The 19,046-nt window shown below is 71.6% G+C and carries 15 protein-coding genes and 1 pseudogene; 15 read left to right on the top strand and 1 reads right to left on the bottom strand.

From position 1 onward, the window contains the following. The first annotated feature begins 318 nt into the window (after positions 1-318). From AC2H6A_RS04250 to AC2H6A_RS04215, 8 genes and pseudogenes are all read left to right on the top strand, one after another. Positions 319-756 (top strand): pilin, encoded by a 438-nt coding sequence (locus AC2H6A_RS04250; RefSeq protein ID WP_484271892.1) that lies wholly within the window; start codon positions 319-321, stop codon positions 754-756. 117 nt (positions 757-873) lie between these two features. Continuing rightward, positions 874-1,050, top strand: a complete 177-nt coding sequence (locus AC2H6A_RS04245) for a rubredoxin (RefSeq protein WP_484271891.1) — start codon at positions 874-876, stop codon at positions 1,048-1,050. Between the two features lie 113 nt (positions 1,051-1,163). Further along, positions 1,164-1,982 carry a TfpX/TfpZ family type IV pilin accessory protein gene (tfpZ, locus tag AC2H6A_RS04240; RefSeq protein WP_484271890.1) on the top strand — a complete coding sequence of 273 codons (819 nt, stop codon included), beginning with the start codon at positions 1,164-1,166 and terminating at the stop codon, positions 1,980-1,982. A gap of 172 nt (positions 1,983-2,154) precedes the next feature. Then, positions 2,155-2,586, top strand: a complete 432-nt coding sequence (locus tag AC2H6A_RS04235; RefSeq protein WP_484271889.1) for a response regulator — start codon at positions 2,155-2,157, stop codon at positions 2,584-2,586. Then, positions 2,583-2,948, top strand: a complete 366-nt coding sequence (locus AC2H6A_RS04230; RefSeq protein ID WP_484271888.1) for a response regulator — start codon at positions 2,583-2,585, stop codon at positions 2,946-2,948. Before AC2H6A_RS04235 ends, AC2H6A_RS04230 begins: the two co-directional genes overlap by 4 nt. A 7-nt stretch (positions 2,949-2,955) precedes the next feature. Then, a complete protein-coding gene (locus tag AC2H6A_RS04225; protein ID WP_484271887.1) occupies positions 2,956-3,480 on the top strand; it encodes a chemotaxis protein CheW in 525 nt (174 codons plus the stop codon). Positions 3,481-4,446: 966 nt separating this feature from the next. Next, positions 4,447-5,586, top strand: a pseudogene (locus AC2H6A_RS04220) (methyl-accepting chemotaxis protein); the annotation flags it as partial. Between the two features lie 8 nt (positions 5,587-5,594). Next, a complete protein-coding gene (locus AC2H6A_RS04215; RefSeq protein WP_484271886.1) occupies positions 5,595-11,396 on the top strand; it encodes a hybrid sensor histidine kinase/response regulator in 5,802 nt (1,933 codons plus the stop codon). Here the strand turns inward: AC2H6A_RS04215 and AC2H6A_RS04210 are convergent. Next, a complete protein-coding gene (locus AC2H6A_RS04210) occupies positions 11,359-12,891 on the bottom strand; it encodes a cryptochrome/photolyase family protein (protein WP_484271885.1) in 1,533 nt (510 codons plus the stop codon). The genes AC2H6A_RS04215 and AC2H6A_RS04210 overlap by 38 nt on opposite strands. A 110-nt stretch (positions 12,892-13,001) precedes the next feature. Between AC2H6A_RS04210 and AC2H6A_RS04205 the strand changes: the two genes are divergently transcribed. The 7 genes from AC2H6A_RS04205 to AC2H6A_RS04175 are packed head-to-tail and all read left to right on the top strand — an operon-like array spanning position 13,002 to position 19,027. Further along, positions 13,002-13,571, top strand: a complete 570-nt coding sequence (locus AC2H6A_RS04205; protein ID WP_484271884.1) for a YqgE/AlgH family protein — start codon at positions 13,002-13,004, stop codon at positions 13,569-13,571. Positions 13,572-13,575: 4 nt separating this feature from the next. After that, complete coding sequence (ruvX, locus tag AC2H6A_RS04200; protein ID WP_484271883.1) at positions 13,576-13,986, top strand: Holliday junction resolvase RuvX; 411 nt, start codon at positions 13,576-13,578, stop codon at positions 13,984-13,986. 21 nt (positions 13,987-14,007) lie between these two features. Then, positions 14,008-14,538, top strand: coding sequence for a bifunctional pyr operon transcriptional regulator/uracil phosphoribosyltransferase PyrR (gene pyrR / locus AC2H6A_RS04195; protein WP_484271882.1), 531 nt, complete (start codon positions 14,008-14,010; stop codon positions 14,536-14,538). Then, positions 14,535-15,494: an aspartate carbamoyltransferase catalytic subunit gene (locus AC2H6A_RS04190; RefSeq protein WP_484271881.1), complete on the top strand. Its 960-nt coding sequence runs from the start codon at positions 14,535-14,537 to the stop codon at positions 15,492-15,494. Before pyrR ends, AC2H6A_RS04190 begins: the two co-directional genes overlap by 4 nt. Positions 15,495-15,498: 4 nt before the next feature. Next, the gene (locus tag AC2H6A_RS04185) at positions 15,499-16,779 is read left to right on the top strand and encodes a dihydroorotase (protein WP_484271880.1); all 1,281 of its coding nucleotides are present in this window, start codon (positions 15,499-15,501) and stop codon (positions 16,777-16,779) included. Next, a complete protein-coding gene (locus tag AC2H6A_RS04180; protein ID WP_484271879.1) occupies positions 16,776-17,579 on the top strand; it encodes a lysophospholipid acyltransferase family protein in 804 nt (267 codons plus the stop codon). The genes AC2H6A_RS04185 and AC2H6A_RS04180 overlap by 4 nt, the downstream gene beginning before the upstream one ends. A gap of 59 nt (positions 17,580-17,638) precedes the next feature. Further along, a complete protein-coding gene (locus AC2H6A_RS04175) occupies positions 17,639-19,027 on the top strand; it encodes a phosphomannomutase/phosphoglucomutase (RefSeq protein WP_484271878.1) in 1,389 nt (462 codons plus the stop codon). Positions 19,028-19,046 lie beyond the last annotated feature (19 nt).

Here is a 19,046-nt window from a genome sequence, read left to right as displayed (position 1 = left end):
GTCGAACAGTGCGGCCCTGCCGACCACCGGCGCGCCGGTGTCCAACCAGATCGTCTGGGCCTGCGGCGGCACGCTGGCGTCGAAGTTCCGTCCTGCCGACTGCCGTTGATGCCTGAAGGTACGGGTCGCCTGGCGTGATGCCGGGGGGCTCGGGCAGACCCGAGGCCGGTTTCCGCGAGGAAGCCGGCCTTTTTGCCGTTCAGGGCCGGCGCGATGGCATGCCCGAGCGGGCATTTTTCCTCGTCATGTATTCCGAATGAGATAGGCTTCACGCGTTGAGCGGAGGGCTCGCTCGCATTTCCTGTCGAGGATTTCCTGATGGTCCGGCGCGCGCGCGGTTTCACCCTCATCGAACTCATGATCGTCGTGGCGATCGTCGGCATCCTGGCCACGATAGCCATCCCGGCTTACCAGGACTACGCGGTGCGGGCCCGGGTGTCCGAAGGTCTCGCGCTCGCGAGCGAGGCCAAGCTGATGGTGGTGGAGAATGCCGGGGTCGGTGCCACCGATTACAGCCGGGGCTATACCTCGCCGGTCAGCGACCCCCAGAAGGTGAAGTCGATCGGCATCACCGCCGCCACCGGGGTGATCACCATCACCTACGGCACCAAGATTGCCGATGGCAGCACCATCACGCTGACCCCGTCATCGGGCGGCAATGCCCTGCCGTCCACGGGCGCGCCGGTGTCTTCGCAGATCGTCTGGACCTGCGCCGGCACGCTGGCCACGAAGTTCCGGCCAGCTGACTGCCGCTGAGCACGGCGGGTCTGAGCCTCACGCAGGCAAGGCGCGATCCGCGGGCGGGCGGCCCGGCGCGATCGGGTTACCATCGGGCTGTCCGCAACCCGTTCACCCCGACACCGGTCTCCCCTCATGAGCGACAGCAACCGTACCTGGATGTGCCTGATCTGCGGATGGATCTACGACGAGGCGGCCGGCCTGCCCGATGACGGCATCGCGCCCGGCACCCGCTGGGAGGACATCCCCATGAACTGGACCTGCCCGGAGTGCGGTGCGCGCAAGGAAGACTTCGAGATGGTCGAGGTCTGAGGCCCGCGCACTGGCGTTCCGGCGCCTGACGGCTTCCATCCGTCAGAGTGGCCTTGTCCCGGGCCGTGGCGGCGGGTTCAGATCGGGGTTCCAGCAACCCCTGATCCCCTGCCATGGAGAACACCCTGCCCGACGCTGCCGGGCCTTCGGCCCCCCTGAAACCCGCCCCGTCCGCGCCCTCGGCGCTGGCTGACCGCGCCCGCGCCGCCGGCCTGCATCTGCTGATCAGCGTCGGCGTCACCGCCGCGGTATTCGCGGTCATGATCGCGCTCTGGTATCCATGGCCGATCTTCGTGGCGGCGGGCGCGCCGCAACTGCTGCTGCTGGTCAGCGCCTGCGATGTCATCCTGGGGCCGGCGCTCACCTTCGTGGTCTATCGCAAGGGCAAGCGCAGCCTGGTGTTCGACCTGGCGGTGATCGCCGCCCTGCAGATCGGGGCGCTCGCCTATGGCGTGCATGCGGTTCATCTGGCGCGGCCGGTATTCATGGTCTTTGCGGTCGACCGCTTCGAGCTGGTGAGTGATGCCGACATCGACCCCGAGCAGCTTGCGCTGGCCCCCGAGCGCTTCCGGGTGCTGAGCCAGACCGGCCCGCGGGTGGTGGGCGCGCAGTTGCCGGAAGACCCCCAGGAGCGCAGCCGCCTGCTGCTGGCCGCCGCCACCAAGGGCATCGATCTGCGGCTTTTACCGCGCTACTACACCGACTACGACACGGTGCGGCGTCAGGGCCTGGCCAAGGCCCAGGCCGTGGCGCGTCTGCGCCAGTTCAACCCGGCCGACGAGGTCGATGCGGCCCTGAAGTCGGTCGACCGGGCCGAGGACGCGGTACGCTGGTACCCGGTGCGCGGCGGCAAGCGCGATCTGGTCGCGTTCGTCGATGCGGCAAGCGGCGAACTGCTGCGTCTGGTTCGGCTGCAGCCTTGGGCGCCCTGAGCACCCGGCGCCGGCCGATGAGGCCGGCGCCCAGCGTGGCAGCGCCTGCGGCGGCTCGCTCGTCGCGGCCTCCGCGCCTTCGGTCGGAGGCGCGGCGTGCCGCGATCCTGGCGGCGTACCATGCCTTTCCCCCCTCTGAACCGCGGCGTTGCGGCGCTGCAAGAGCCACTCCATGAGCCAGACCCGCGAGATCGCCGGATTGACGGTGATGGTGATCGATGACAGCAACACCATCCGGCGCAGTGCCGAGATCTTTCTCGGCCAGGCGGGCTGCCGGGTGGTGCTGGCCGAGGACGGCTTCGACGCCCTGGCCAAGGTGGCCGACCACGCCCCCGACCTGATCTTCTGCGACATCCTCATGCCGCGGCTCGATGGCTACCAGACCTGCGCGCTGATCCGCCGAAGCCCGCGCTTCGGCCGCACGCCGCTGGTGATGCTCTCGTCCAAGGACGGGCTGTTCGACCGGGCCCGCGGCCGCATCGTCGGCTCGCAGCAGTACCTCACCAAGCCGTTCACCAAGGACACGCTGCTCAAGGCCGTGGCCGAGCATGCCCGGCCGTCGGCGCCCGAGCCCGCGTCGGCTGACGCGGTGGACCCGGCATGAGCCGCAAGATCCTGATCATCGATGACTCGCCCACGCAGCGGCAGTTCCTCTCGGAGCTGCTGCTCGGGCGCGGCTACGCGGTGATCACCGCCGACAACGGCGCCGATGGGCTCGTCCGTGCCCGTGCCGAGCGTCCCGATCTGATCCTGATGGATGTGGTGATGCCTGGCGCCAGCGGCTATCGGGCCACCCGCGACCTCAGCCGTGATCCCGAGACCAGCGCCATTCCGGTGGTGGTCTGCTCGACCAAGGCCGAGCCCACCGACCGGATCTGGGCCTTGCGCCAGGGCGCGCGCGATTACCTCGTCAAGCCTGTCCAGCCCGACGACCTGCTGGCCTGCGTGGCCGGCCTGGTGAGCTGAGCCGGCCATGGCCTTCGACGGCGAAACCAAGTCCCATCTGCGGGAATTCCAGGAGCGGCTTGCCGAGCGGCTCCGCAATGCCAGCGCCTCGCCCAGAGTGGCCCGGCTGGGCATGGCCATCGACGAGCGCCGCTGGCTGGTCGATCTTGCCGAGGCCGGCGAGATCGTGCCGGTGCCGGCGCAGATGAGCCCGGTGCCCAACACCCGCGACTGGTTCCGCGGTCTGGTCAATCTGCGCGGCACCCTGTTCGGCGTGTCGGACCTGCTGCGGTTCAGCGGCGGCGGTTTCACGCCGCTGGCCAAGGAGTCGCGGCTGCTGGCGATCTCGGCCAGCCTCAACCTGAACGCCGCGCTGCTGGTCAGCCGCATGCTTGGTCTGAACGATGCCTCGGGCTGGCGCCATGAGCCATCGTCGGATCTGCCGCTTCCCTGGGCCGGTCGCTGTCTGGTCGACCCGGATGGGCGCGAGTGGCATGAGCTCAGTCTCGCGCGGCTGGCCGCCGACGAGCGCTTCCTGGCGGTGGCCCGATAGCATGCGCGCCTGCTGCTGCCCATCGGGCTGCCAGGCCTCCTGCGGGGGGCGCCGGTGAGGCTCGGCACCTTCTTCCAGAACACGGCGGTGACCCGCAACCGGCCGGAGCCCGATACCATCTTCGGTGACTCGGCCATCGCCGATGACGACCCGGCCTTCGCAGTTGATCGGCTGGCTCCGGATTCCCGCTTCGGCGCGGCGCGCCCGGCCTCGCCTGCCGGGGCGGGCGTGTCGTCGGCCGGGTCGCGCCCGGCAGGGCCGGATGCGCCGGCCACCGCTCGCCCGCTGGCGCCGGGCCGCCCGGCAGCATCGGCCGCATCGACCGCATCGGCAGCATCGCCGCGGCCGGCGGCTGCGCAAGCCGCCGCGGCAGCCGCGCCGTCCGCCACGGAGCGCGGTGCGGGCCCCGCAGCGGGCGCGGGCAAGACGCCCGCCGTGGCGCGCCGCATCCAGACGCCGCGGCGTGGCGAGCTCGCCGGTCTGCTGGCACTGCTGGTCGCCGGTCTGGCCATCGCGGTGGCCGTGGCCGGGTTCGACCGCTGGCAGACCGAACGCGAGGCGCTGGTGGTGGCCGCCCTTGCCGACGGCACCATCCAGTCGCAGCAGATCGGCCGCGCCGCGCTGCGGGCTCCGGCTTCCGGCGAGGTCGCGCTGGCCGCGCTGCGCCGTTCGCGCCAGTCGCTGGCTGGTCTGGTCGCGCGTCTCGATGCGCCATCGGCCGGCCCGCAGGGTGAGCCGATCGCGCTGTCCGAGGCGGTGGCGCCCGGACTCGCGCCGCTGCGCGCTGCCTGGAAGCGCGTCGATGATCTCGCCGGCCGGGTGGCGGCGCTCGATCCGGCCGCCGCCGAGGCCCTGACCCGGCAGGCGATCGAACTCGATCGCGAGGTCGATGCCCTGCGCCTGCGCTTCGACGAGATGCGCGCACGCGCCGTGGTCGACCCCGATGACCGACTCTGGCGGCTGTGGCTCGCCTTGGGCGGCGTGATGCTGGCCGCATCGGCCGGTCTTGGCCTGCTGCGCGCCTGGCGCTTCGAGGCCCGGGCCCGTGCCCAGGAGGTGGAGCACCGGCTGCGCGAAGCCGAACGTCTGGAGCAGGACGCCAAGCAGGCCAACGACCAGAACCAGGCGGCCATCCTGCGGCTCATGAATGAGCTGCAGGGCGTGGCTGACGGCGATCTCACCGTGCAGGCCACGGTGTCCGAGGACATCACCGGCGCCATCGCCGATTCGGTCAACTACACGGTCGAGGAGCTGCGCAGCCTGGTGTCGCGCATCAATGCCACCGCGGAGATGGTCAACGAGGCATCCTCGCAGGCGCAGATGATCGCCTCGAGCCTGCAGACCGCCTCGGAGCAGCAGAGCCGCGAGATCCGTGACACCGGCGAATCGGTGCTGCGCATGGCCCAGCAGATCAACGAGGTCTCGGCCCGCGCGGCCGAGTCGGCCAATGTGGCGCGGCATTCGCTCACCGCCTCGCAGGAGGGCGCGCGGGCGGTGCACACCGCGATCGCCGGCATGAACGGCATTCGTGATCACATCCAGGAGACTGCCAAGCGGATCAAGCGGCTGGGCGAGTCCTCCCAGGAGATCGGCGAAATCGTCGAACTCATCTCCGACCTCACCGAGCAGACCAATGTGCTGGCGCTCAATGCCGCCATTCAGGCGGCCTCGGCCGGCGAGGCCGGGCGCGGCTTCACGGTGGTGGCCGAGGAGGTGCAGCGTCTGGCCGAGCGCAGCGCCGAGGCCACGCGGCAGATCGCCGGTCTGATCAAGACCATCCAGACCGATACCCAGAACGCAGTGGCGGCCATGGAGCGCAGCACCCAGGGCGTGGTCGAGGGTACCCGGCTGTCCGATGATGCCGGCCGCGCGCTCGGCGAGATCGGCCGGGTCTCCACCCACCTGGCCGAGCTCATCGAGGACTTCTCCAACACCACGTCACGGCAGGCGGCTTCGGCCGGCACCGTGGCCCAGTCGATCCAGCGCATCCTGCTGGTCACCGAGCAGACCAGCGAGGGCACGCTGCAGACCGCGGGCTCGATCCGGCAGCTGGCTGAACTTGCGCAGGAGCTGAAGAGTTCCGTCTCGCGCTTCAAGGTAGCGTGAGCATCGCCATGGCCTGCGATCCCGTCAGTCTCTCCTGGTGTCTCCCCGAGATCCGCGCCACCCTCGCGCGCATCGAGGACACGCTCGAGCGCCAGCTCAGTCTCGAGGCCGTCGATCTCTCGGGGCTGCAGCAGGCCAGCCGGCTGCTCGGGCAGTTCAGCGGCGTGCTCGGCTTCATCGGCGTCGCGGGCACCGAGCCGGTGATCCGCGAGGCGCAGGCCCTGCTCGCGGCCTGCGAGCGGGGCGATCCGGTATTCACGCCGACGATCGCCGGTCTGCTGATGAACGCGCTGCAGACCTTCGTCGATTATCTCGATGAACTCGCCGCCGGCCGGCCCGACCGGCCGGTGCGCCTGTTCCCGGTCTACGAGCAGTTGCTGCAGGCCCGCAAGGCCGGCCCGGCCAACCCCGCCGACCTGTTCAGCCCCAGGCTTGCCGCGCTCGCCGACGCACCGCTGCCGCCGGCGCCGGCGGCCGATGCCCCGCCGATCGCGGCCATGCGCACCGCCTTTGAAAAGGGGCTGCTGCAGGCCATCCGCGAGCCCGCCTCGCCGATCGGTCCGCGCCTCATGCGGCGTGCCGTGAGTGCCGTGCGTGCCTCCGTGCCGGGTCTGAGCGACCTCGGTTTCTGGTGGGTGGCCGACGCCTATTTCAGCGGTCTGCATGGCGGGCGGGTGCCGCTCGACGCCACGGCCAAGCGGCTGCTCGCCCGTTTCAATCTGCACCTGCGCGGCACGCTCGAGTCCAAGCCGGTGGCGGGCGAACGCCTGCTGGCCGAGATGCTGTATGCGATCAATCTCGCGCTGCCAGGCGATGCCGCGGTCGATGAGGTGCGTTTCGCCTTCGGCCTCGGCGAGGGTGTCGCCGATGCGGCGGATCTCACCCCGGCCGGGCGCATCGATGCCCGCGCCATGCGTCAGGCCCGCGAGGCCCTGGGACGCGCACGCGGTGCACTCGACCGCCTCTCGCGCGGCAGCCTCAGTGACGCACCGGTGCTGCTCGAAGCGCTCGACGCGCTGCACGCGCCGCTCGATGCCCTGCCGGCGGTCGGTCTGCAGGCGCTGAGCCGCACGCTGGCCCAGGTTCGCCGGGTGCCCGGTGTCGAGCAGGGGCAGATGCCCGATGCGGTGGCGCTCGAGGTGGCCACCGCCATCCTCTTCCTCGAGCAGGCGCTCGAGCAGGGCGGGCGCCCTGACCCGGCCCATGACCGTCGTGGCATCGAGACCAGCGACCGGCTCTCTGCCGCCCTGGCCGGAAGGGACTATCCGGCAGCGCTGCCCGGCTGGATGCGCGAACTCGGCCGCGCGGCGCAGGAGCGCGCCACCACCGCAGCCTTCGTGGCCGAGGCGCAGGCCTCGCTGCGGGTGATCGAGAAGACCCTCGACGAAGCGCTGGCCGATCCGGCGGCGGGTCACTCCCTGGGTGAGTGCGTGGCCGGGCTGCGCCAGATCGCCGGTGCCTTGCGCCTGTTCGGCCATGATGCAGTGGCGCGCGGCGCCGACCTTGTTGCCGATCAGCTTGGCGATTTCCCGCCGAACGCGTCCACAAGCGACACCGCCCCTGCAGCGCAGCAGACTGCCGATCCGGCATGGCGGATCGCATCCAGCCTGGGTGCGCTCGGGTTCTTCATCGACTCGCTGGGGCATGGCGGTCAGGGCGGCGGACGCTTCTGGGTCGACGAGACGACGGGTGAGCTCCGTGCCGACCTGAGCGTTCCCGCCGCCGAGCCGGGCGGCGAACGGCCTGCGGCAGCGGCGTCCCTGCCCGTGCAGTCTTCCTTGGCGCCGCCGGCGCAGACGCCCGCCACCGCGCTGATGCCACCGGCGCCCGGCGAGGCCCCGACTGCCGAGCCGGTACGCATGGGCGATTCCGAACCGCAGTTCGATCTGCTGCCGGTGTTTGCCAAGGCGGTCGAAGCCCTGCCCCGGATCGAGACACCGGAGCAGCGTCTGGTGCCGGATGTCGAAGCCATCGAGTTCGACAGCAGTCTGATCCACGCCGGGCTTGCCAGCGGTCCTGACTGGCTCGGCCCGCCTGCCGTGCGCGAGGCACCGGCCGAACCAGCGAGCGATCCGGCAGCGCCCGATCCGCTGGCGGCGCTCGAGCAGGCCGACTGGACCCTCTCCAGCCTTGCGCCGGCGGTCTCGCCCGATGCCACCCGGGCGCTTCCCGGTCCGGTGCGGCCCTCGGGGCGTTCGGCCTCGGGTTTGCAGCAGCCGCCCACGGCTGTGCCGCCGCCGCCGGCCCCTGTCGAGCCCATGGCCACCGCCGATGACGAGCTGATCGGCATCTTCCTGGACGAGGCCGATGAGGTGCTCGGCACGATCGCCGAGCAGGTGGCCTGTGCCGAGTCTGCGCCGCGGGATCAGGCCCCGCTGGTCGCCTTGCGGCGGGCTTTCCACACCCTCAAGGGCTCCAGCCGCATGGTCGGACTGGAGGCCTTCGGCGCGGCGGCCTGGGCGATGGAGGAGCTGTTCAACCATCGTTTCGCGCTTGGCAGCTCCCCTGGCGATCCTGACCTTTTCGACCTCGTTGGTCGCGCGCATGGCGCGATGATCGGCTGGGTGGCGGCGTTGCGGACAGGACAGCGCCCGCCGATCGATCCCGAGCCGCTTGCCCGGGCTGCCCAGGCCTTGCGGGAGGGCCGCCCGCTGCCGCCGCCCGAGATCGAGGCGGCGCCTGTGCCGGCTGCGATGCTCGACGAGCCGGTTGCGGTGCAGCCCGACGAGCCTGCAAGCGCGCTGCCCGATGCGGCTGACGCAGTGCTGCTCGACGAACCTGATGCGGTGCTGCTCGACGAACCTGATGCGGTACTGCTCGACGAACCCGACGCGGTGCTGGTGGACGAACCCGACGCGGTGCTGGTGGACGAACCCGATGCGGTGCTGGCGGACGAGCCGCAGACGGCCCCTGACACGGTCCGGATCGGGGACCGCGAGCTTAGCCGCCCGCTCTACCTCATCTTCCTTTCCGAGGCGGATGAGCTGATCACGGCCCTGCGCGCCGATGTCGAGGACTGGCAGGCGCAACCCGGCCGGGATGTGTCTGCCGATGCGCTGCGTGCGGCGCACTCCCTGAGCGGCGGTGCGGCGGTGATGCAGCTCGACACGGTGCACCGGCTGGCGCAGGCCCTCGAGCTGGCCTACCACCGCCAGTCGCAATCACGGCGGGCGGTCGCGCCCGATGAGCTGACGCGCGTCGCGGCGGCGATCGACCGGATCCACGGCATGCTGCACCGGTTTGCCGGCGGCGACTGGCCGATGGAGGACCCGGCCCTGCTCGCCGACCTCGACGAGCTGGCCGAGCGCTGGGCCGGTGAACCGGCTCCGGAACTGCTGCCGCTCCTGGATGACCCGGATGCGTCGGAGGTGATCGCGGCCGAACCGGTCGAGCCGCCGCCCGCCGACGAGATCGACCCGGAGCTGCTGCCGATCTTCCTCGAAGAGGCGGCCGATGACCTGCCGCGCATCGGCGAGAGTCTGCGCGCCTGGGCGGCTGCGCCGCAGGATGCCAGCCTGCCGCAGGCGCTGATGCGGGTCCTGCACACCGTGAAGGGCAGCGCCCGCATGGCCGGCGCCATGCACCTGGGCCAGCTGCTTCACGATGCCGAGACCCGGGTCGATGAACTGGCCGTGCTGGCCGTGCCCGACCCGGCCCGGATCGAGGAGCTCATCGCGCACACCGACAAGGCGATGGCCCTGTTCGATGCCTTGCGCCGGCCGACGGCGGCCAGCCTGCCGGCGGCACCCGCGCCCGCCGAGCCGGTGTCGACGCAGGCGGCCGCCGGCGCTGCGCCGCTGGCCGACCCGCGCGCCGCAACGGACGATGCGACGGTTGCGTCGCCCCAGGCCGATCGCGCGACCGGCGGCGCGCCGTCTGGCGGTGGCGAGCAGGCCCTGGCGGCCGCTGCGCTGCCGCCCCTGGCGCCGGCCGCACCGGCGCTGCCGGCCTCGGTCCCGGCGGCCCCGGCGGCCCCGGCGCCGCTGGTGCGGGTGCGCGCCGACCTGCTCGACCGGCTGGTCAACGAGGCGGGCGAGGTGTCGATCTCGCGCTCGCGCCTTGACAACGAGCTGTCGGTGCTGCGCCAGTCGCTGCTCGAACTCACCGAGAATGTCGGACGGCTGCGGGCGCAGCTGCGCGAGATCGAGATTCAGGCCGACACGCAGATCCAGGCCCGGATCGCCCAGCAGAAGGACCATGAGCGCACCTTCGACCCGCTGGAGTTCGACCGCTACACCCGCTTCCAGGAACTCACCCGCATGCTGGCCGAGTCGGTCAACGATGTGGCCACCGTGCAGGGCCACGCCCTGCGCAGTCTCGACGGTGCGGGCCAGGACCTGCACCGGCAGGGTCAGGTGCTGCGCGACCTGCAGCAGGACCTCATGCGCGCGCGCATGGTCCAGTTCGGCTCGATCGCCGACCGGCTCTACCGGGTGGTGCGCCGTGCCGCCAAGGAGACCGACAAGCGGGTCAACCTCGACATCCGTGGCGCCACGGTGGAGGTCGATCGCGGCGTGCTCGAGCGCATGGCCGGCCCGATCGAGCACCTGCTGCGCAACTCGGTTGCCCACGGCATCGAGCTGCCTGCCACGCGCCAGGCCCGCGGCAAGCCCGAGACCGGCGAGATCCGGGTCGAGGTCCGGCAGGAGGGGCGTGAGATCGTGCTGGCCTTCGCCGACGACGGTGGCGGACTCGACCTCGCCCGCATCCGCCAGCGCGCGCTGGCCCAGTCGCTGATCGCCGAGGATGCCCGGCTCTCCGATCGCGAGCTCGCCGACCTGATCTTCGTGCAGGGCTTCTCCACCGCCGCCAGCGTCACCGAGCTCTCGGGTCGCGGTGTGGGCATGGATGTGGTTCGCGCCGAGGTGGCCTCGCTCGGCGGGCGCATCGAGACCGAGACCGAGACCGGCCGGGGAACCCGCTTCACCGTGCACCTGCCGCTCACGCTGGCAGTCTCGCAGGTGCTGCTGCTGTCGGCCGGGCGCGCGCGCTTTGCCGTGCCTTCGTCCAGCGTCGAACAGGTGCTGCAGCTCAAGCCGCAGGCGCTGGCCGATGCCTACGCCCAGCGCTCGCTGCTCTGGCAGGAGCAGGTGGTACCGCTCTTCTATCTCGGCGGCCTGGCCGGGCTGCCGGAGCTGGTGCCGCTGGCGCAGCACCTCTCGCCGGTGGTGATCATTCGTGCGGGTCACCAGCGCATTGCGGTGCATGCCGACGAGGTCACCCGCAACCAGGAGGTGGTGGTCAAGAGCGTGGGCGCGCAGGCCGCCCGCGTGCCGGGCCTGACCGGCGCCACGGTGCTGGGCAACGGCGACATCGTGCTGATCGTCAATCTGGTGGTGCTCGCCAAGCTGGCGGCGGGCGAGAGCCTGGAGCGCAGTCTGCCGGCGCCGGCCATCGAGGCGGTCATGCCCGAGGCGCTGCCGCCGCTGGTCATGGTGGTCGATGACTCGCTGACCGTGCGCAAGGTCACCCAGCGGCTGCTCAGCCGCGAGGGCTATCAGGTGCTCCTCGCCCGCGACGGCGTGGATGCGCTGCGCCAGCTCGAGGAAGTCGTGCCCGACGCCATGCTGCTCGACATCGAGATGCCGCGCATGGACGGCTTCGAGCTGCTGCGCCACCTGCGCGCCGACGCCCGTCTGGCGCGCATCCCGATCGTGATGATCACCTCGCGCACCGCCGACAAGCACCGCAACCACGCTCTCGAGCTGGGCGTCGATGCCTACCTCGGCAAACCCTACCCGGAGGACGAACTGCTGGCGCTGCTTGCCCGCTTCACCCGGCCGGTGCCGCGTCAGGCGAACTCGGGCTGAGGTCCGAGGGCGACTTCACCACCGCGTAGCGTGCGAGCGTGGCCTCGCGCGCGGCGTCGTGGGCCACCACCGGCCGCGGGTAGTTCTCTCCCAGCCGGATGCCGGCACCGACCAGTTCCAGCGGTGCGACCAGCCACGGCGCATGGATTGCCCGATCGGGCAGGGCGGCGAGCGCCGGCAGGTAGCGGCGGATGAATCGGCCCTGCGGGTCGAATCGCTGCGACTGGGTCACCGGGTTGAAGATGCGGAACCAGGGCTGGGCATCGCAGCCGGTGGAGGCAGCCCACTGCCAGCCGCCGTTGTTGGCGGCGAGATCGAAGTCGATCAGCTCGCGGGCGAACCAGCGCTCGCCCTCGCGCCAGTCGATGCCGAGGTCCTTCACCAGGAAGGAGGCGGTCACCATCCGCAGCCGGTTGTGCATGTAGCCGCTGTGGCTGAGCTGGCGCATGGCGGCATCGACCAGCGGGTAGCCGGTGCGGCCTTCCTGCCAGGCACGCAGCCGCCGCTCGGCCACGGGGCCGCTTTCCCAGGTGATGCGGTCGTACTCGGGGCGGAAGGCGGCATCGACCACGCGGGGATGGTGGTGCAGGATCTGGAAGTAGAAGTCGCGCCAGATCAGCTCACCCAGCCATACCGAGGCGCCATCGGCGCTTGCCGTGTCGCTCGCGCTTGCACGAGCCAGGCGCGCGAGTTCGCGCACCGACACCGTGCCGAAGCGCAGGTGCACCGAAAGGTAGGACGGGCCGCGCACCGCCGGGAAGTCGCGATCGCGTCCGTAGCCGCCGATGCGTCGGGCGAAATCGGCCAGCAGCGCCTCGCCGCCCGGACTGCCGGGTCGGATGTTCAGCGAGGCCAGGTCCACCGGCTCGAAGCCGATGTCGGCCAGGCTCGGCATGCGCTCGCCGGGCGGTGGGGGCGCCAGCCGCTGCCCGGCGCGCACCACGCGCTCGGCGATGGCGTCGGGCTCGGCGGTGAGGCGGCGCTCCCAGGCCCGCCGGTAGGGCGTGAACACCGAAAAGGGCGTGCCCGACCCGGTGAGCACCTCGTCGCGCTCGAAGACCACCTGATCCTTCAGGCTCACCAGGCGACGGCCCGTGGCCGCCAGCCGGGTCTCGACCGCCTGGTCGCGTGTGACCGCGGCGGGCTCGTAGTCGCGGTTCAGGTACACCGCGGTCACGCCGAGCTCGTCGGCCAGGCGGGCGATCACCTCGACGGCCCGGCCGTGGCGCACGATCAGGCCGCCGCCCTGCTCGCGCAGCCGCGCATCGAGCGCCAACAGGCTGTCGTGGATGAAGGCCACGCGGCGGTCGGCCCGCTGCGGCAGCGGCGCGAGGATGTCGGTGTCGAAGACGAAGGCGCACCACACCTGGCGGTGGGCGGCGAGCGCCGCGGCGAGGGCGGCGTGGTCGTGGGCGCGCAGGTCGCGCCGGAACCACACCAGGGCCCGGTCGGGGTGGGGCGGGCTTGGGATGCCAGCGTCGGCGGCAGGGTTCATTCGGGCTCCGGGCAGGGCGGCGGATTGTGCCAACCCGGGTGCGTCTTTACAATTTCACCGCAGTGCCGCCAGGGGTCGTCCGCAGGCGGCGCGCGCCGGCTCTGCCCACCATGCCCTCCCCGCTGTCGCCCGACTTCACCCATCAGTTCCTGCTGGCCATGCCCGGCATGGCCGACCCGAACTTCGCCGGCGCGGTCGTCTATGTCGCCGAGCACAACGCGCGCGGCGCGCTCGGCCTGGTCATCAACCGCACCACCGAGATCACCCTGGGCACCCTGTTCGAGCGCATCCAGTTGCCGCTCGCTCCCGAGCCGCTCGGCGCCAGCCCGGTGTTCCTCGGCGGTCCGGTCCAGACCGACCGCGGTTTCGTGCTGCATCAGCCCCTGGGCCACTGGAACGCCACCGTGGCGGTGGCCGACGGCGTGGGCCTCACCTCCTCGCGCGACATCCTCGAGGCGGTGTCGCGGGGCGAGGGTCCGGGCGAGCTGCTGGTGGCCCTGGGCTACGCCGGCTGGAGCGCGGGCCAGCTCGAGGACGAGATGGCCCGCAATGCCTGGCTCAGCCTGCCGGCCGATGCCGAGCTGATCTTCCGCACGCCGGTCGAGCAGCGCCTGGCGCGCGCCTTCGCCCTGCTGGGCATCGATCCCGCCTTCCTGTCGATGTCCGCCGGGCACGCCTGATCCGGTGAACCCGGTCCGCTCGCTGCTGGCATTCGACTTCGGGGAGCGACGCATCGGGGTGGCGGTGGGCAACACCCTCACCGGTTCGGCCGAGCCGCTCACGGTGATCGCCTCGGTGCCGGTGGTCACGCGCTTCGAGGCCATCGGCCAGCTGCTCGCGCACTGGGAGCCGTCAGCGCTGGTGGTCGGTCGCCCGCTGCATCCCGATGGCACGCCCCACGCCATGACCGCCCGCTGCGAGCGTTTCGCGCGGCAGCTCGCCGGCCGCTTCGGACTGCCGGTGCATCTCACCGACGAGCGCTGGAGCTCCACCGAGGCGCTCGCCGAAGGCGCCGACCGCGATGCGCCCGATGCCCAGGCCGCAGCGATAATCCTGCGACAATACCTCGCCGAAGGCGCTTCGCCTGCCCGCTGACCCACCCCGCGCCCGCCTGCCATGAGCGATCTGCCTGCCGCCCCCGACGCCGAAGCCGCCTATCTGGCCTTGCGCGAATCCCTGCGCCAGACGCTGCGCGCCGCGGCCTCGCCGCCGCGGCTGGTCGGCATCCACAGCGGCGGCGCCTGGATCGCGCAGCGCCTGCACGCCGAGCTCGCGCCGGGCACGCCGCTTGGCCTGCTGTCCTCGGCCTTCCACCGCGACGACTACGGCCGGCGCGTGGGCCGCGGTCTGCCCGCCGGCAAGCCGGCCACCGAGCTGCCGCTGCCCATCGATGGCGCGCACCTCATCCTGGTCGACGACATCCTGTTCACCGGGCGCACCGTGCGCGCCGCGCTCAACGAGCTCTTCGACTACGGCCGCCCGGCGCGGGTGGAACTCGCGGTGCTCATCGACCGCGGTGGCCGCGAATTGCCGGTGCAGGCCGGCTACTGCGGGGTGGTGGCCCCGCTGCCGCCGGGCCTCGACTATGTCCTCACCCGCGACCCCGAGGGCAGCTTCATGCTGCGCACCGAGCAGGCGCCCCGATGAGACACCCGCAACTGAACGAGCACGGCGAGCTCAAGCACCTGCTCACCATCGAGGGGCTGCCGCGCTCGGTGGTCACCCACATCCTGGACACCGCCGAGGGCTTTGTCGGCGTGGCCGACCGTGAGGTGAAGAAGGTGCCGCTGCTGCGGGGCAAGTCGGTGTTCAACCTCTTCTTCGAGAACTCCACCCGCACCCGCACCACCTTCGAGATCGCGGCCAAGCGGCTGTCGGCCGATGTGCTCAACCTGAACATCAACACCTCGTCGGCCTCCAAGGGCGAGTCGCTGCTCGACACCATCGACAACCTCTCGGCCATGCACGCCGACATGTTCGTGGTGCGGCATGCCACCAGCGGCGCGCCCTTCCTGATCGCGCAGCACCTCGACCGCCTGCGCGGGCCTCATGTCCATGTCATCAACGCCGGCGACGGGCGCCATGCCCATCCCACGCAGGGCCTGCTCGACATGTACACCATCCGCCACTTCAAGAAGGACTTCACCCAGCTGCGGGTGGCGGTGGTCGGCGACATCCTGCACTCGCGGGTGGCGCGCTCCGACATCCATGCCCTCACCACCCTGGGTGTGCCCGAGGTGCGTGCCATCGGCCCCTACACCCTGCTGCCGGCCGGGCTCGAGCAGATGGGCGTGCGGGTGTTCACCGACATGCGCGAGGGCCTCAAGGATGTCGATGTGATCATGATGCTGCGCCTGCAGAGCGAACGCATGCGCGGCGCGCTGCTGCCCTCGGCGCAGGAGTACTTCAAGCACTACGGCCTCACCCAGGAGAAGCTCGCGCTGGCCCGTCCCGACGCCATCGTGATGCACCCCGGCCCCATGAACCGCGGCATCGAGATCGAGTCCTCGGTGGCCGACGGCCCGCAGTCGGTGATCCTCGACCAGGTCACCTTCGGCATCGCGGTGCGCATGGCCGTGATGAGCCTGCTGGCCACCCAGTGACGCCATGAGACTGACCATCCTCAACGGCCGTGTCATCGATCCGGCCCGCCAGCTCGACCAGATCGCCGCGGTGCATGTTGCCGACGGCCGCATCGCCGCCATCGGCCCCGCGCCCGCCGGCTTCGTGGCGCAGCAGACCCTCGATGCCCGCGGCCTGGTGGTCGCCCCCGGCCTGATCGATCTCGCCGCGCGGCTGCGCGAGCCGGGCTTCGAGTACCGGGCCACGCTCGAGTCCGAGATGCAGGCGGCGCTCGCCGGTGGCGTCACCAGCCTGTCGTGCCCGCCCGACACCGATCCGCCGCTCGACGAGCCCGGTCTGGTCGAAATGCTCAAGCACCGCGCCCGCCAGCTCGAGAGCGCCAGCCTGTACCCGCTGGGTGCGCTCACCGTCGGCCTCAAGGGCGAGGTGATCACCGAGATGGCCGAGCTCGCCGAGGCCGGCTGCGTGGGCTTCGCCCAGCCGGGGCAGCTCTTTGCCGACAGTGCGTCGCTGATGCGGGCCATGCAGTACGCCTGCACCTTCGGCTTCACGGTCTGGCTGCAGCCGCAGGATCACTGGCTGGCCCGCGGTGGGGTGGCGGCCAGCGGACCGGTGGCCGGGCGGCTGGGTCTGCCCGGCGTGCCGGTGGCCGCCGAGACCGTGGCCCTGCACCTGATCTTCGAACTCATGCGCGCCACCGGCTGCCGTGTGCACCTGTGCCGGCTGTCTTCGGCGGCCGGGGTCGAACTGGTGCGTCGCGCCAAGCACGAGGGCCTGCCGGTCACCTGCGATGTGGCCGTGCACCACCTCCATCTGGTCGATGTCGACATCGGCTACTTCGACAGCCACTACCGGGTCGATCCGCCGTTCCGGGCGCAGCGCGACCGCGATGCGATCCGCGCCGGCCTCGCCCAGGGGGTCATCGACGCGATCTGCTCCGACCACACCCCGGTCGACGATGACGCCAAGCTGCTGCCCTTCGGCGAGGCCGAGCCCGGGGTCACCGGGCTGGAGCTGCTGCTGCCGCTCACCCTGAAGTGGGCGGCCGAGGCCGGCGTGAGCCTGCCCGCGGCCCTGGCGCGCATCACCAGCGCCGCAGCCGGCATCCTGCGCATCGACGGCGGCCATCTCGCGCCGGGCGCGCCGGCCGACCTGTGCCTGTTCGACCCGGGCGAGCACTGGCTGGTCGAGCCCGGCCAGCTGCGCAGCCAGGGCCGTCATTCGCCCTATCTCGGGCGTGAGCTCGCCGGCCGTGCCCGCATGACCCTGGTGGGTGGCCGCATCGTGTACTCGAGGCCGGCTTGAGCCGGCTGCGCGTGGCCCTGCGTCTGCCGCTGCTGATCGCGCTGCTGTTCGGCGGGCTGGCCACGGTGCTGCTGCTCTTTCCGCTGGGCACCGAGCGCTTCCGCCGCTGGGCGATCCGCCGCTGGTCGGGCCTGCTGGTGGCCGCCTGCGGGGTAACGGTGAGCGTGCGCACCCAGCCCGGCGCCCAGCCGCTGAGCGCGCTCGCCCCGGGCAGTTTCGTGGTGGCCAATCATGTGTCCTGGATGGACATCTTCGTCATCGACAGCCGCTGCGCGGTGTCCTTCGTGGCCAAGGCCGAGATCGCGCGCTGGCCGCTGGTGGGCCTGCTGGTGGCCCGCACCGGCAACCTGTTCATCGAGCGCGGCCGTCGGCATGCGGTGCACCGCATGATCGAGCGGCTGGTGCACGCGCTCACGGCCGGCGCGCGGGTCGCGGTGTTTCCCGAGGGCACCACCAGCGATGGCCGCCGGCTGCTGCCCTTCCATGCCAACCTGGTCGAGGCCGCAGTGCGGGCCCGCGCGCCGGTGGTGCCGGTGGGTGTGCGCTACACCGATCATCGCGGCGGCCATTCGCAGGCCATCGAGTTCATCGGCGACACCAGCTTCGTGCAGTCGCTGATGCGGGTGCTCGCCGAGCCGGGCATCCGCTGCGAGTTGCACCTGCTGCCCGCGCTCAGTGCCGCGGCCGCCACCCGCCACGACATCGTCGAGCAGGCCCGCGCCGCGCTCGCCGCACAGCTGCAGCTGCCCCTGGACGACAGCCTGCCCGAGAACCTGCGCCAGCTGCGCCGGGCCGCCTGAGTCCGGCGCTGCCGGTTGCCGCCGTCCCATCCCAGCCATTCAATCCGCCGAGCACCGCCATGAACAATCTCGACCCCAGCATCTTCAAGGCCTACGACATCCGCGGCGTCGTCGGCCGCAACCTCGATCCGCAGGTGGTCGGCGCGATCGGCCTCGCGCTGGGTGCGCGCATCCGGGCTGCCGGCGGCACCGAGGCGGTCATCGGCCGCGACGGCCGGCTCTCGGGCCCGGCGCTGTCGGCGGCGCTCGCCGAGGGTCTGCGCGATGCCGGCGTGCATGTGATCGATGTCGGCATGGTCACCACGCCGGTGGTCTACTACGGCACCTTCGAGCTCGGTGCAGGTTCGGGCGTGGCGGTCACCGGCAGCCACAACCCGCCCGACTACAACGGCCTGAAGATGGTCGTGGCCGGCGACGCCATCCACGGCGCGGCCATCACCAGCCTGGGTCAGGAGATCGCCGCCGGCCGGCACGCCCCGGTGCCCGCAGCGCAGCGCGGCACGCTGCGCCAGGCCTCGCTGCTCGAGCGCTATGTGGCGCGCATTGCCGGTGATGTGAAGCTCGCCCGCCCCATGAAGATCGCGATCGACTGCGGCAACGGCGTGGCCGGTGCGGTGGCGCCGGCGCTGTTTCGCGCCCTGGGCTGCGAGGTGGTCGAGCTCTTCTGCGAGGTGGACGGCACCTTCCCCAACCACCATCCCGATCCCGCCCATCCCGAGAACCTGCAGGATCTGATCCGCTGCCTGCGCGAGACCGACTGCGAGATCGGCCTGGCCTTCGATGGCGACGGCGACCGCCTCGGCGTGGTCACCCGGCGCGGCGACATCATCTTCCCCGACCGGCAGCTGATGCTGCTGGCCCAGGAGGTGCTCGAGCGCAAGCCCGGCGCCACCATCATCTACGACGTGAAGTGCACCCGGAACCTGGCCACCTTCATCCGCGCCCATGGCGGCGAGCCGATGATGTGGCGCACCGGGCATTCGCTGGTGAAAGCCCGCCTGAAGGAGACCGGCGCGCCGCTCGCCGGCGAGATGAGCGGTCACATCTTCTACAAGGACCGCTGGTACGGTTTCGATGACGGCCTGTATGCCGGTGCCCGCATGCTCGAGATCCTCTCGCGCCATGCCGATCCGGGCGCGGTGCTGCAGGCGCTGCCCGATTCCCCGACCACCCCCGAGCTGCAGCTGCGCTGCGCCGAGGGCGAGCACTTCACGCTGGTCGATGCGCTCAAGCGCCATGCGCGTTTCGAGGGCGCCACCGGCGTGATCGACATCGACGGCATCCGCGTGGAGTATCCCGACGGCTTCGGTCTTGCGCGCCCCTCCAACACCACGCCGGTGGTGGTGATGCGCTTCGAGGCCGATGACGCCGCCGCGCTCGCCCGCATCCAGAGCCAGTTCCGCGCCGCCATCCTGGCCGAGCGGCCCGACGCCGACCTGCCGTTCTGATCGGCGTCCGCCGCGCGCA

The organism is Quisquiliibacterium sp., from assembly GCF_982640115.1.
The sequence above is the reverse complement of the archived record's forward strand: the minus strand, read 5'-3'. Positions and strand labels throughout refer to the sequence as shown.

What these genes read in the sequence shown, in the direction of transcription:
- AC2H6A_RS04250 (WP_484271892.1), top strand. Translation starts at nt 319, where the DNA reads ATGGTCCGGCGCGCGCGCGGTTTCACCCTCATCGAACTCATGATCGTC.
- AC2H6A_RS04245 (WP_484271891.1), top strand. Translation starts at nt 874, where the DNA reads ATGAGCGACAGCAACCGTACCTGGATGTGCCTGATCTGCGGATGGATC.
- tfpZ (WP_484271890.1), top strand. Translation starts at nt 1,164, where the DNA reads ATGGAGAACACCCTGCCCGACGCTGCCGGGCCTTCGGCCCCCCTGAAA.
- AC2H6A_RS04235 (WP_484271889.1), top strand. Translation starts at nt 2,155, where the DNA reads ATGAGCCAGACCCGCGAGATCGCCGGATTGACGGTGATGGTGATCGAT.
- AC2H6A_RS04230 (WP_484271888.1), top strand. Translation starts at nt 2,583, where the DNA reads ATGAGCCGCAAGATCCTGATCATCGATGACTCGCCCACGCAGCGGCAG.
- AC2H6A_RS04225 (WP_484271887.1), top strand. Translation starts at nt 2,956, where the DNA reads ATGGCCTTCGACGGCGAAACCAAGTCCCATCTGCGGGAATTCCAGGAG.
- AC2H6A_RS04215 (WP_484271886.1), top strand. Translation starts at nt 5,595, where the DNA reads ATGGCCTGCGATCCCGTCAGTCTCTCCTGGTGTCTCCCCGAGATCCGC.
- AC2H6A_RS04210 (WP_484271885.1), bottom strand. Translation starts at nt 12,891, where the DNA reads ATGAACCCTGCCGCCGACGCTGGCATCCCAAGCCCGCCCCACCCCGAC.
- AC2H6A_RS04205 (WP_484271884.1), top strand. Translation starts at nt 13,002, where the DNA reads ATGCCCTCCCCGCTGTCGCCCGACTTCACCCATCAGTTCCTGCTGGCC.
- pyrR (WP_484271882.1), top strand. Translation starts at nt 14,008, where the DNA reads ATGAGCGATCTGCCTGCCGCCCCCGACGCCGAAGCCGCCTATCTGGCC.
- AC2H6A_RS04190 (WP_484271881.1), top strand. Translation starts at nt 14,535, where the DNA reads ATGAGACACCCGCAACTGAACGAGCACGGCGAGCTCAAGCACCTGCTC.
- AC2H6A_RS04185 (WP_484271880.1), top strand. Translation starts at nt 15,499, where the DNA reads ATGAGACTGACCATCCTCAACGGCCGTGTCATCGATCCGGCCCGCCAG.
- AC2H6A_RS04175 (WP_484271878.1), top strand. Translation starts at nt 17,639, where the DNA reads ATGAACAATCTCGACCCCAGCATCTTCAAGGCCTACGACATCCGCGGC.